Origin of the sequence: Rhizobium sp. SRDI969 (assembly GCF_025152725.1) — a bacterium.
In the GTDB taxonomy this organism is placed as follows: domain Bacteria; phylum Pseudomonadota; class Alphaproteobacteria; order Rhizobiales; family Rhizobiaceae; genus Rhizobium; species Rhizobium leguminosarum_I.
Genome location: NZ_CP104035.1, coordinates 4,060,125 through 4,072,500, shown reverse-complemented (window position 1 = coordinate 4,072,500; position 12,376 = coordinate 4,060,125). Strand labels below are relative to the sequence as shown.

Here is a 12,376-nt window from a genome sequence, read left to right as displayed (position 1 = left end):
TCTGTTGCAATAGATTGGGATGACTTGTGGCTAGGGGTGAAAGGCCAATCAAACTCGGAAATAGCTGGTTCTCCGCGAAATCTATTTAGGTAGAGCGTCGAGCGAATACCCCCGGGGGTAGAGCACTGGATGGGCTATGGGGACTCACCGTCTTACTGATCCTAACCAAACTCCGAATACCGGGGAGTACTACTCGGCAGACACACGGCGGGTGCTAACGTCCGTCGTGAAAAGGGCAACAACCCTAACCTCCAGCTAAGGTCCCCAAGTCATGGCTAAGTGGGAAAGGATGTGAGGATCCCAAAACAACCAGGATGTTGGCTTAGAAGCAGCCATCATTTAAAGAAAGCGTAACAGCTCACTGGTCTAAATAAGGGTCTTTGCGCCGAAAATGTAACGGGGCTGAAGCCATGCACCGAAGCTGAGGATGTGTAGCAATACACGTGGTAGCGGAGCGTTCCGTAAGCTGATGAAGGGAGACCCGTGAGGGCTCCTGGAGGTATCGGAAGTGCGAATGTTGACATGAGTAACGATAAAGAGGGTGAGAGACCCTCTCGCCGAAAGACCAAGGGTTCCTGCTTAAAGTTAATCTGAGCAGGGTTAGCCGGCCCCTAAGGCGAGGCAGAAATGCGTAGTCGATGGGAACCACGTTAATATTCGTGGGCCTGGTGGTAGTGACGGATTGCACAAGTTGTTCTGGTTTATTGGATTATCAGGGCAGCGGAGCGGTTCCAGGAAATAGCTCCACCGTATAGACCGTACCCGAAACCGACACAGGTGGTCAGGTAGAGTATACCAAGGCGCTTGAGAGAACTATGTTGAAGGAACTCGGCAAATTGCACGCGTAACTTCGGAAGAAGCGTGACCCCATGGTAGGCAACTATTATGGGGTGGCACAGACCAGGGGGTAGCGACTGTTTATCAAAAACACAGGGCTCTGCGAAGTCGCAAGACGACGTATAGGGTCTGACGCCTGCCCGGTGCTGGAAGGTTAAGAGGAGAGGTGCAAGCTTTGAATCGAAGCCCCAGTAAACGGCGGCCGTAACTATAACGGTCCTAAGGTAGCGAAATTCCTTGTCGGGTAAGTTCCGACCTGCACGAATGGCGTAACGACTTCCCCGCTGTCTCCAACATAGACTCAGTGAAATTGAATTCCCCGTGAAGATGCGGGGTTCCTGCGGTCAGACGGAAAGACCCCGTGCACCTTTACTATAGCTTTACACTGGCATTCGTGTCGGCATGTGTAGGATAGGTGGTAGGCTTTGAAGCGGGGACGCCAGTTTCCGTGGAGCCATCCTTGAAATACCACCCTTATCGTCATGGATGTCTAACCGCGGCCCGTTATCCGGGTCCGGGACAGTGTATGGTGGGTAGTTTGACTGGGGCGGTCGCCTCCGAAAGAGTAACGGAGGCGCGCGATGGTGGGCTCAGACCGGTCGGAAATCGGTCGTCGAGTGCAATGGCATAAGCCCGCCTGACTGCGAGACTGACAAGTCGAGCAGAGACGAAAGTCGGTCATAGTGATCCGGTGGTCCCGCGTGGAAGGGCCATCGCTCAACGGATAAAAGGTACGCCGGGGATAACAGGCTGATGACCCCCAAGAGTCCATATCGACGGGGTTGTTTGGCACCTCGATGTCGGCTCATCGCATCCTGGGGCTGGAGCAGGTCCCAAGGGTTTGGCTGTTCGCCAATTAAAGCGGTACGTGAGCTGGGTTCAGAACGTCGTGAGACAGTTCGGTCCCTATCTGCCGTGGGTGTAGGAATATTGACAGGATCTGTCCCTAGTACGAGAGGACCGGGATGGACATATCTCTGGTGGACCTGTTGTCCTGCCAAGGGCATAGCAGGGTAGCTACATATGGACGGGATAACCGCTGAAGGCATCTAAGCGGGAAACCCACCTGAAAACGAGTATTCCCTATCAGAGCCGTGGAAGACGACCACGTTGATAGGCCGGGTGTGGAAGTGCGGCAACGCATGAAGCTTACCGGTACTAATAGCTCGATCGGCTTGATCGTTCTCATTGACTATGCTCATCGAACAAAGTTCGATGTGCCAGACCTTTGTCCTGACGCGCCATGGCGCTGCGGACGGCCCGCCAAACGATTGGCGACGGCCTCTGGCCTGTATGGGTGCCACAAGCACCCGCAGCCGGAAGAGGTTCCAAAAGACGTGTTCAAAACCAGCGAAAGAGAACCAAATAACGCTATTCGCTATTGGCTACTCCCTATTCGCTCCAAATCCAGCTTCTCAAAACAACAAAGTTGCGCTTTGCCGACCTGGTGGTTATGGCGGGGTGGCTGCACCCGTTCCCTTTCCGAACACGGCCGTGAAACGCCCCTGCGCCCATGGTACTTCGTCTTAAGACGCGGGAGAGTAGGTCGCTGCCAGGTCTGCAAAACGCAACTTTGATAAAACAATCTTCTCTAAACAAAACAAACGGCCCATGCCGTCGCAAAAGGGCCGCTCACAAGCGGCCCTTCTGCGTTGAACAGACAGACAAGAAATACCATATTTGCCATAGGCAAAATAAAATGGCGCGGGGTGGAGCAGCCCGGTAGCTCGTCAGGCTCATAACCTGAAGGCCGCAGGTTCAAATCCTGCCCCCGCAACCACTGAAACTTGCAAATTTGCCCACTCCGGGTATTTGCTCTTGAGTTCCTCCGCGTAAGCGTCGAGGAGCTTTTGTTTTTTGGCTTCCGTGTCGATCTCGCCGGAGGCAATCTTCGCCATCAGGTCGTTCTGGGCGGCAGCCAGAAATTGCTGCTCGAGCACGTCAATCGCCTCCATGGATGCCATGATGTTGGCGATTGATCCGTGGACCTGCAGGGATGCCGGCTGATGGCCCGGCGTCTTGCCGATCACGACGGTCTGGATCAAATCGCGCACTATGGGCATCAGCCGCTGCTTGGCTTGTTCATCGGCATTGTGGCGAGCGAGGAAGATGAGCTTGCGGATGATGATCTCCATATTAGTGGGATTGAACTGCGCCTTGAGCTTGGCGATCTTCTCCTGAAAATCCTCCACCGGCTCTGCCAGTGCATTCAGGTCCGCCGCCAGCTTCTCGCGCGTCGCTTCCAGTTCGTCCAATTGATCGTCGAGCGCGGCGAGGCGAGGGCGGCCTTCCGCAGCTCGATCGCTGATCTGCTGGATGATGCTGTTCTGGCGTTGGGTGGTCGCCTTCAGCGCGGCCGTCAGCTCATCCCGTTGGGAAGGCGACTGCTTCAGGAGGTTGACCTTATGCGTAATCATCCTCTGCGAAATGCGATCGAAAATCTCCATCGAGTAGAACGCCACCGGAATGCAGTTCAGGACCCATTGGGCCGCCTTGAGCGATCTTCACGCTGCCATGCCTCGTGCTGGTGCTGCGGAAATTGTTTCCGCTTCTTTGGTTGATGCGATGGAGGAAGGCTGATGGATCGTCTCTCTTCTTTCCTGCTTCGACGCCTGCGTCATGTCCAGCGCCGTAAGACCCGGCGGTTGGCCGTCCGTACCGGCCTGCTGACCATGACCGCCGCCATCGTCGACGGCCATGTCGTCGGCCGCTTTACGCCGGCCTTCGATCAGTCCTATCTGACGGGCGAGGCCGAGCGAGATCGGCAGTGGGTGCGCGATCATCTCGCATCCTTCCTGATCGAGGCCCCGATGGACGCGAGCAGGCGGCCCGACCTCCTGTCCCCCGCATCTGTCTGGCCGGCGCATCTCAAGCGACACTCTCCAACCGGAAGCGGCGTCGATGATACGACGCCTATCTATGCGGTGAGGGCTGTCGGCGAAGCCGGTGAGGTGCCGAGCATCAAAGACATGGCGACAGTGCTTTTGCTCGCAGCGACCATGGAGGAATCGGGTGTTGAGCTGCGCGATGTGGTCTCGCTCCTTCGTCGGCCTGCTGCAGTCTTCGCCGTGGAGGTGCTGGTCGAAGGGTTCGAGCGGGCGCTGCCGCAGCTTGTCGAAGCGACAGCCTTTATGCCGTTCGGCCCCTATGTCGGCATGGCCGCGGATTTTACCTTTGTTGACGAAATCTGGAGGTGGGTAGAAGGCGAAACCAAACGTGTCTTCCTGCAGATTCCGGTCGCCCGGACTGACCGCCCAAGCCGCTCGTCCATGCGGCGCCAGTTGCTCTGGGCCGTGGCGCACGGCTCGCCGGTTCTTGCCGTATCGGAGACTGATCAGGGCGTTCCGGATCAAATCGATCTGACTTGCGACGTGCGGCTTAGCGGCAGCGGAATCGACACTATCCTCATCACGGATCTGCTGGAAGCGGTATACGGAAGCGGCACCGTCTCGTCCCATGCCGGCTCCATTGCCGAGATCGACGCGGGCGCATTGACTCTGGACGATCTTGCCATCGCCATCCGGCCTAGCCGAGCGCTGCTTGCCAGCATTGATGCGCTGGCCGGGCTGGCGGACCACAATCGCGAGGATCGCGACGGTGAAAAAGACAGAGACACTACTGCCTCCGCGCGGCGGCTGATCATGCAGAGCCCCACTGATCGAGCGCGCCAGACATCGCAGGAGCGCACCGCCGATGGCGACGCCTCGTCCTCATCGACGGACAAACGCAAAGGCGGATCGAAAGGCAAGCCGACCGGTGCGGAGGTCATCCAGCCAGAGCCTGCCGACCGTGGAGTGTCGGGAAAGGGTGGACCGGCGCTGCTGATCGAGACCTTGACCGGATACGGCGCGGCAAAGGACTGGGCGCTCGGGTTGAAATCGGACCTGGCGGATTATCTTGCCGGGGATCTTGCCTGGTCCGATATGAGCACCAAGCTTCTCTTGTCCGGCCCACCGGGAATCGGCAAGACGACCTTTGCACGCGCTTTATGCAATAGTCTGCAAGTGCCTCTGGTCGTCACCTCCGTCTCGACCTGGCTGCAAGGAGAGTATCTTCATGCAGTGCTTGATCGTATGGCGGACACTTTTACCCAAGCGAGGGCACAGGCGCCGTGCATCCTCTTCGTCGACGAGATCGATGGCATCGGCATGAGGGTAAGCGCTTGGAGGCAGTACGCGGACTACTGGAACGCTTGCGTCAACAAGCTGCTTGAGCTCCTCGATGGCGCGGTGAAGAGCGAGGGCGTCATCGTTGTCGGCGCCACCAACCGGCCGAATGAGATCGACGAAGCGATCCGTCGATCAGGGAGGCTGGAGACGCACATCGACATCCCACGGCCCGACATTCTGCCGCTCGCTGGCATTCTCGCCCATCAACTCGGTCCCGATCTCGACATCATCGTGGGAGTGGAAGGTCTGGAAGGAGCGCAGCCATGATCAGGATCACGGAAACCAGACGCGAAACGTTTCGGCCCGATAGCGCTCGGGAAGGAAGTAACGGGGCGGATCGGCATGAAAGAGACAACCTCGTTGCGCAAACTCTCCTGCGTCTGGCAACGCGGGCGATGGGCCTCACCGGCGCCGACATTGAACGCATCGTGCCCGAGGCAAGGCTAAAGGCGCGATGCGAAAAGCGGCGCCTGACTTATGACGATATCGAAGCCGGCATCCGCGGTCATCGACCGCCGGTTCCTTATGACGTCCGCTGGCGATTTGCGATCCACGAGGCAGGTCATGCCATCGTCCATCACGCTCTGCGTCTCGGATCCATCAAGGGCCTAACGATTGATACCAAGGACGGGGGCCACAACGCGGTGTCTTTCGCGACTGGCGCACCGGATACCGCGGAATGGTATGAGCGGCTCCTCGCCATGTTACTAGCCGGACGCGCGGCCGAACTGATCGTGCTCAAATCTGCGTCGGCCGGTTCCGGCGGCGCAGAGCACAGCGATCTCGCCCGTGCGACATGGATCGCTCTCGACATGGAGCAGGCCCTCGGCTTCGGCGGTCATCATCCCTTGCTCTATCTCGCACACCGGGATCTAACCGTTGCCCTGACGCGCGACGTCGAGCTCGCAGATCGAGTTCATCGGCGGCTGGAGTTTGCGCAGGCAAGGGCAACCGAGGTGATCCGCGAAAACCGAGCCGCCTTCGACCGGCTGGCGCGGGAACTCTTTGATCACCAGGCGCTCGATGGGGATGCGGTCGCCGCGATTCTAGGCGCGCCGGCCTGAAAGGCTATCATAGACCAGCACGCCACTGCTCAGACGGCGGCGTGCGAACACTATCAGGACTTGGCCGTCCTGCGATCCACGTCGCCTTTGGTTGCGGGCACGTTGAAACAAATTGAGCTCATTTATTTCAATGCCACGGAAATCCGATTCAGAACCTGAAGATTCCGTTTCTGCGACAAACGCCTTGCGCCGGTCCTCTCTCCATCGACGGCTATCAACGACAACAAGAGGGAAACACTTAGAGCGGGATTGTTTTATGTCCGTTCATATCCGGCTTCCTTGAAGTAGTTTTGGCACTCTTTCGGCGAGACGGTTTGAAGGGTGGCTGCCAGCGCGTCGTCGATGGCCTGTCGGGTTCGAGCCTGCGCCTTGCGCAGCTCGTGCTTGATCTTGGCGAAGAGTTTTTCGATCGGATTGAGATCGGGGGAATACTGCGGCAGGAAGAACAATCTGGCGCCGGCCTTGCGGATGGCGGCACGGATAGCGCCGGCCTTGTGCGAGCCGAGATTATCCATGACGACGATGTCGCCGGGTTTGAGCTCCGGTACCAGCACCCTCTCGACATAGATGCGAAAGCGTTCGCCATTGATCGGGCCGTCGATGATCCACGGTGCGCTGACGCGGTCGGCCCTGAGGGCTGCGACAAAAGTCATGGTATTCCAGTGGCCGAAGGGCGCATGGCCCAACAGCCGTTCGCCGCGCGGCGCCCAGCCCCTGAGCGGCGTCATATTCGTCTTCGTCCAGGTTTCGTCGATAAAGACAAGGCGAGATGGATCGATGCGATGGCGATGCTTCAGCCAGCGCGCCCGCCGGGCGGCAACATCGGGCCGCTCGCGCTCGCTGGCGACCAACGTCTTTTTTTATAACTCAGCCCTTCCTCATGCACGAAGGTCCGGACGGCGCTGTAATCCACTTTCAGGCCGCGCTCTCCGAGTTCCGCCACCAACCCGCGCAAGGTGAACGCCTGCATGTGGCAGCGATCGATCAACCAGACCCGATGTTTACCTGAGATCGCCCGTGGCTTGTGCCCGCCCATCTGGCCGGGAGCCGCGCTGCCCGTCTCACGCAAGCGCCGGACCCAGTCGATCGCGGTGCTGATGCCAATGCCGAAGCGCTTTGCCGCCGCTCGACACGACAGGCCCTCGCGCGTTACTGCGCCAACAACGCGTTCCCGAAGATCATCCGAAAAAGGTTTCGCCATCCAGACCGGCCTCCTGCACCGGCCAGAATGGTGAATCTGATTTGCACCAGAAAGGGAATCCCTGTTCCGATTCCGACTAAAACAATCCCGCTCTAGCACCTCAGTCTCAGCGCGAGCTGAACGCGAGGCAGCCGCGGATCCGACGCCGGTAGATAATAATATTAAGAATAATTCAGGGTGAATTTCGGGAAAAGTTAAATAAAATAGCCATAGAAGAAGTTCTAGCGTCTAGAATTAATATAATTTCTCCTTTTATTATAGAAAATATAACCATCGATAACCAGTACTTATCGCTGGTCAGGATCTGATTTAAAATTTACGGCCATGGCGGAAGATAAATCGCATATCGCTTCTGGTTAATTGCTTATTTACCATATCTTCAATGCCTTACGATCTCTCAAAATTGCCGACCCGGACCCTGCTGCGGCTGCTGCGGCCGATTTCTCGCCCCGGCCTCGCATTGGCGCGCCTGGACGAGCGCATCGCCCGTTCTTCGGTCGGACCGGGCGATCGTACCCAGCTGTCCGAGCTCGTTCAGCGGGTCCGGGACGGAAGAGTTCGGACGAACATCGGCAAAGTTCCAAGTCTGGACGATGCGGTCGCCGCCTTCAATTCGACGGAGCGGCGCGCGGGAAAGACGGTCATCCGCATTCTCCCGTGAAAAACAACGGAAGGCGCTGAGCACTGTGCCGCGAGTGCGCTGGTCCCGTTCGCCGGAGGCGCGTCAGCGGTCCGTTGTTGTTTGTGAGAGGATGATGTCACTGCCGGCGGTCACCATTTGTGATCTTTCTGTTGAAACGCATCGCGCCTTGCGCGCGCGACTCGCCTATGAGCCGCCGGAGCCGATATGTTCGCGAGGCAACGGAGAGTGTTGCAGCTCTCGGTAGGGCATGCGACGCCGCGTTGCCAGCCTTATCAGGAAAGTCAGGAGCGGCGGATCTAGCTGTCCACCGTCGATCGATTGCTTTTCGGTCGATTAAGCGCCTATCGACGTATGCATCTGCCCGCAGACCGTAAGGCTCTCACGCATTGCCTTCACCCGCATTTCGGCATCTTCAAATGAATAGGCCCAGATCTTGGCAGACCAAGTCGATTGGCCCATCTCGTATTCAAGTGCGAAGAGATACATTACCTGCCCGTGGTCGTCCGCTCGGACGAATTGAGCGTCAGGCCGTTCGCGCCTGTCGCGGAGTTTATCGAAACTGATTACGCTCATATCGAACTCATCTAGCATTGGGGCATGATGGCTTGCCGTCTATCGCCGAGGCCGAGTGCAAAACGATAAACGGCCGCCATGCGGCGGCCGTGAAGGCGCGTTACCGTATCAGGCCGCTCGCTTTCCCTTGGCATTTGCTGTGGACTCGGCAATCTGCGTGAGTTTCTTGTCGGTCGCCTCTTCTTCCGCAAGTGTTGCCTGCAGCAGCGGGACGGCGTCCTTGAGGCCGAGTTGCTTTGCCCATGCGATCAGCGTGCCATAGCGAGCGATCTCGTAGTGCTCCACGGCCTGAGCCGAAGAGATCAGTCCGGCATCCAGGGCAACCGTGCCCTTGAACTCCTCCATGATCTCATCAGCTTCGGCAATGATTCCCTGAATGGCTTCGCAGGTCTTGCCACGTGCCGGCTTGCCGATCATTTCAAACACCTGTTCGAGACGTTCGACCTGGGCCTGGGTCTCGTCCCGATGCTGCAGAAAACCGGCTTTGCCTTCCTCCGACTGGGCGGCGCGGGCCATTTTCGGCAGCGCCTTCAGGATCTGTTTTTCGGCGTAATAAATATCCTTGAGCGTGTCGAGGAACAGATCGTTTAGGGTCTTCTCGGTTGCCATTGAGTCCTCCTATGGCTGTTAATGAGCTCTCGCCGGTCGAACATTTGAGCGCGGAGATGACGCCCCGGTAACGGCGGCGCCATCTCTGTCCGGCCAAGGACGAGGCCGACTCAAAGGGTTGCAGTCGGCGATAGATCAAACCATTGCCGGCGTTTGTTGTTCCTGCCCTGCCTATCTTTTCACGAGATCTGGCACCTTACGCACGGACCTCGCCGGATAACGTGAGCGTTATCAATGCTGCGGCATCGCCGCAGGAACGATTTTTGCCGGATCGTCGTTTCAAGTCTGGATCGTGTCGCCTACCAGCGATGCCTTTGGACGATCTGCCACTGCCTTCCGGCATCTTTGTGCGTCCTGTTGCTTTGGAAGAGGTATGCCGATGAGCGAAAATGAGATTTTCGTCCGTTATCGTACAGCAACAATTAAGATGTCCGGAACTTTCCTTTCATCCCAGGAGAGAAAAATGACGTCTTTATCTTCACCACGTCCCGCGTCGCATTGCCAAAAAACATCCTCGGTCGAGCTGGAGATTGTTGAACTGACACCGGCGTTGCACGCGTTTGCCCGAAGATTCCTGCGCAGTGAGGACGACATCGATGATCTCGTGCAGGAAACGCTGCTGAAGGCACTGAATTCAATTCATCTCTACCATCCCGGCACCTCTCTTAAATCCTGGCTCTTCACCATCCTTCGAAATACGTTCTGCAGCAACTATCGTCGCCGGCAGCGCGAGCCGGTCGGGATGGATGTGACGATGGAGCAAGTCGCAATCGCGCCAAGCCAGGAGTGGGCGCTTCGCGAGCGCGAACTGCGACAGGCATTGACGCGCCTCTCCGACGACAGACGCCGTGCCCTGACGCTGGTCGCCGCCGGAACGAGTTATGAAGAGGCCGCCAGGATCTGCGGCTGCCGGGTTGGCACCTTGAAAAGCCGCGTCAGCCGCGCCCGCGAAACCCTGCAATCGCTGCTGGGGAACCAACTCATCGACTGATGCCGCTCCTGTTCCGCCAGCCGCCAATCAGCAATCATCACACAGCCGTCCTTTTATGCGGCTGAACATCGGGAGCCACATGGCGCACCACCGAGCTCCCGCACCACACGTTCGAGACGCCGCCCCTCGCCGGAACATACCCTCTCTTTTCAGGTTCGGTGGCTGCAGCTTTTCCGAACTCTAGGAGACAAAACATGGATAGGAATGAACCTGGCAAAGGTCTCGCGGTGATTACCGGCGCCTCGACGGGTATTGGCTATGAACTTGCCAAATGCGCGGCGCAGGAAGGCTATGATGTGATTATCGCCGCCGACGAGAGACGCATCCAGCAAGCAGCGGCGAGCCTCAAGGAATTTGGCACTTCGGTCGAGGCGATCGAAACCGATCTTTCCACCGAAGAAGGCGTCGACCGGCTGATGGAAGCCATCGAAGCTTCTGGGCGGTCGGTCGATCTGCTGATGGCCAATGCCGGGCGCGGCCTCGGCAACGGTTTCCTCGACCAGGATTTTGCGCAGGTCCGGAAAGTCGTCGATACGAACATCGTCGGCACCATTTATCTCGTCCAACAGATCGGCAACCTGATGCGCAGCCGCGGCGAGGGTCGCATTCTGCTGACCGGCTCCATCGCCGGTTTCATGCCTGGTTCCTATCAGGCCGTCTACAATGGCACAAAGGCTTTCATCAACAGCTTCTCTTTCGCGTTGCGCGAGGAGTTGAAAGAGACCGGCGTGACCGTCAGCTGCCTGATGCCCGGCGCGACCGACACCGAATTTTTCAGGCGCGCCGACCTCATGGATACCTCCGTCGGACAGGCCAAAAAGGATGATCCCGCCGAGGTTGCCAAGATCGGCTTTGACGCCATGATGGACGGCGAAGGCGATGTCGTGAGCGGCTGGAAGAATAAGCTGCAGGCAGCCGTTGCCAAGGTGACGCCGGCGAGCATTCTTGCGCATCAGCATGCCAAGATGGCTGAACCAGGTTCGGGCAAGGAGTAGATTATCCCGACGGGTCTAACGAGATCGGCAATCACGTCTAGACCCGTCGGGCTGCCGCTCATTTCTCACGCGGCTGCTTCAACCGCCTTCCCGCCGTCACCATCTTGCTGTTGCGTCGTGACGTGATGCCTTCCAACAGCGTCCGGGCGGCATTGCGCACTTCCTCCTGAAAGGCTTTATCTCTTTCGAAGGCGTCGTGGCTGGTGGCGTAGGGCTCCCAATAGCCGATGTAGCGTTCGACCTCGGCCAATGCTCCTGCCGGTATGAGGTCCATCGACGTCAGCCAGTTCGAAACGCTGTGGCGGACATTCTCGACACCTTCGGTATCGCCGTGGACGACGACCGAAAACAGGCGGCCGGAAAGATGGCGAGGATAGTCCCATCCCTGCATCTCAAGCTCTTTGGCCTCCTTGGCATGTTTTCCATGCGTGCTTGTCGGATCCGGATTGCCTCCGTCGGCGCAGACAAGCCGGTCGATCATCAGTTTCAGCGGCGAGGACGTCTGGTACCAATTCACCGGACTGACGATCATGATGCCATGGGCCTCGACCCACATTGGGTAGATATCGTTCATCCAATCGTGGATCTGTCCGAGCGAGTAATTCGGATAGCAGGAGCACGGCCAATGACAGAGTGCGGCCGATGTCGAGAAGCACGCCTTGCACGGATGGATCTGTCGGCCGTATTCGGAAGCGATGCGACTGAGGTCGAGGACATTGACGATGGCGCCGGCGGCGGCGAACACCTCCTTGGCGATTTCGACCATCCGAAAACTTTTCGAAAGCTCGCCCGGACAGGTATGTTCGCTTCGCGACGAACCGTTGATGAGAAGGACGCGCGATGGCGCGCGCTCGTCCTCGAAGCGCGCTTGCGCAGCGCGAATTTCGCCGCTGGCCACAATCCAATCCACGGCGAGATCATAGTCTGGATCGGCAAAGCCTGGTCCAGCCTTTCTGGTTATGGGACTCTTTCGCGAATGGGCGTAAGCATCCCAGGCAGCCGCGGCGAGTTTGCCGAGTTCGGCTTCCAGGGGCTGATACGCTGCATCCATGAACTGGCTCAGGAAACGCGTCTTGAATTCGCTCTCGTCGAGGCGAGGGCTTGGGCTGCCTTTTCGCGGTTCGAGGTCAGGTGCGTCTGCGGCTGGTTCGTCAGGCATGGGGCCTCCACGCATCTATGCGCTCGACACAACGCGGTGAGCCGACTTCTGTTCCGCTGTCTCCAAGTTGCATCATGTATCAAGGATCAGTGATTCAGACCGGAACAATCGGCCGTTGTCCTGGTTCGGAAATGA

At 58.0% G+C, this 12,376-nt stretch carries 8 protein-coding genes, 1 tRNA gene, 2 rRNA genes and 1 pseudogene (1 of these 12 running past the window's edge); 9 read left to right on the top strand and 3 right to left on the bottom strand.

All coding sequences use genetic code 11. The features are described 5' to 3' along the window. From N2A41_RS20160 to N2A41_RS20135, 6 genes are all read left to right on the top strand, one after another. Window positions 1-2,020 (top strand): 23S ribosomal RNA (locus tag N2A41_RS20160); it begins 858 nt to the left of the window's first position. A 260-nt stretch (window positions 2,021-2,280) separates the two neighbouring features. Then, window positions 2,281-2,395: ribosomal RNA gene (rrf, locus tag N2A41_RS20155) — 5S ribosomal RNA — on the top strand. Between the two features lie 145 nt (window positions 2,396-2,540). Then, window positions 2,541-2,617: transfer RNA gene (locus N2A41_RS20150), tRNA-Met, on the top strand. Between the two features lie 226 nt (window positions 2,618-2,843). After that, the gene (locus N2A41_RS20145) at window positions 2,844-3,398 is read left to right on the top strand and encodes a hypothetical protein (RefSeq protein ID WP_260109550.1); all 555 of its coding nucleotides are present in this window, start codon (window positions 2,844-2,846) and stop codon (window positions 3,396-3,398) included. Window positions 3,399-3,416: 18 nt separating this feature from the next. Further along, window positions 3,417-5,273, top strand: a complete 1,857-nt coding sequence (locus N2A41_RS20140; protein ID WP_260109549.1) for an AAA family ATPase — start codon at window positions 3,417-3,419, stop codon at window positions 5,271-5,273. Continuing rightward, complete coding sequence (locus N2A41_RS20135) at window positions 5,270-6,070, top strand: ATP-dependent Zn protease (RefSeq protein ID WP_260109548.1); 801 nt, start codon at window positions 5,270-5,272, stop codon at window positions 6,068-6,070. Before N2A41_RS20140 ends, N2A41_RS20135 begins: the two co-directional genes overlap by 4 nt. Before the next feature lie 254 nt (window positions 6,071-6,324). On the opposite strand, the gene N2A41_RS20130 is transcribed toward N2A41_RS20135, so the two are convergent. Then, window positions 6,325-7,271 (bottom strand): IS630 family transposase gene (locus N2A41_RS20130; RefSeq protein WP_222282285.1). Its coding sequence is split into 2 segments (ribosomal slippage): window positions 6,325-6,930 and window positions 6,933-7,271, totalling 945 coding nucleotides; the frame shifts between segments, so codons are not numbered across the junction. A 508-nt stretch (window positions 7,272-7,779) separates the two neighbouring features. Here N2A41_RS20130 and N2A41_RS20125 point away from each other — a divergent pair. Next, a pseudogene (locus N2A41_RS20125) lies at window positions 7,780-7,932 on the top strand (NADP-dependent oxidoreductase); the annotation flags it as partial. A gap of 663 nt (window positions 7,933-8,595) precedes the next feature. Here the strand turns inward: N2A41_RS20125 and N2A41_RS20120 are convergent. Next, window positions 8,596-9,096: a YciE/YciF ferroxidase family protein gene (locus N2A41_RS20120; RefSeq protein WP_017967227.1), complete on the bottom strand. Its 501-nt coding sequence runs from the start codon at window positions 9,094-9,096 to the stop codon at window positions 8,596-8,598. Between the two features lie 463 nt (window positions 9,097-9,559). Between N2A41_RS20120 and N2A41_RS20115 the strand changes: the two genes are divergently transcribed. Together N2A41_RS20115 and N2A41_RS20110 are read left to right on the top strand one after the other, a co-directional pair. Continuing rightward, a complete protein-coding gene (locus N2A41_RS20115) occupies window positions 9,560-10,087 on the top strand; it encodes a sigma-70 family RNA polymerase sigma factor (protein WP_170262995.1) in 528 nt (175 codons plus the stop codon). Between the two features lie 194 nt (window positions 10,088-10,281). Then, window positions 10,282-11,082: an SDR family NAD(P)-dependent oxidoreductase gene (locus tag N2A41_RS20110; protein ID WP_222280630.1), complete on the top strand. Its 801-nt coding sequence runs from the start codon at window positions 10,282-10,284 to the stop codon at window positions 11,080-11,082. Between the two features lie 58 nt (window positions 11,083-11,140). Here the strand turns inward: N2A41_RS20110 and N2A41_RS20105 are convergent, their stop codons facing one another. Continuing rightward, window positions 11,141-12,241 carry a flavodoxin family protein gene (locus N2A41_RS20105; protein WP_222280631.1) on the bottom strand — a complete coding sequence of 367 codons (1,101 nt, stop codon included), beginning with the start codon at window positions 12,239-12,241 and terminating at the stop codon, window positions 11,141-11,143. Window positions 12,242-12,376: the final 135 nt, after the last annotated feature.

Bases quoted from the DNA above. Each gene is read 5' to 3' on its own strand.
- N2A41_RS20145 (WP_260109550.1), top strand. From the start codon at position 2,844: ATGGCCCGGCGTCTTGCCGATCACGACGGTCTGGATCAAATCGCGCAC.
- N2A41_RS20140 (WP_260109549.1), top strand. From the start codon at position 3,417: ATGGATCGTCTCTCTTCTTTCCTGCTTCGACGCCTGCGTCATGTCCAG.
- N2A41_RS20135 (WP_260109548.1), top strand. From the start codon at position 5,270: ATGATCAGGATCACGGAAACCAGACGCGAAACGTTTCGGCCCGATAGC.
- N2A41_RS20120 (WP_017967227.1), bottom strand. From the start codon at position 9,096: ATGGCAACCGAGAAGACCCTAAACGATCTGTTCCTCGACACGCTCAAG.
- N2A41_RS20115 (WP_170262995.1), top strand. From the start codon at position 9,560: ATGACGTCTTTATCTTCACCACGTCCCGCGTCGCATTGCCAAAAAACA.
- N2A41_RS20110 (WP_222280630.1), top strand. From the start codon at position 10,282: ATGGATAGGAATGAACCTGGCAAAGGTCTCGCGGTGATTACCGGCGCC.
- N2A41_RS20105 (WP_222280631.1), bottom strand. From the start codon at position 12,241: ATGCCTGACGAACCAGCCGCAGACGCACCTGACCTCGAACCGCGAAAA.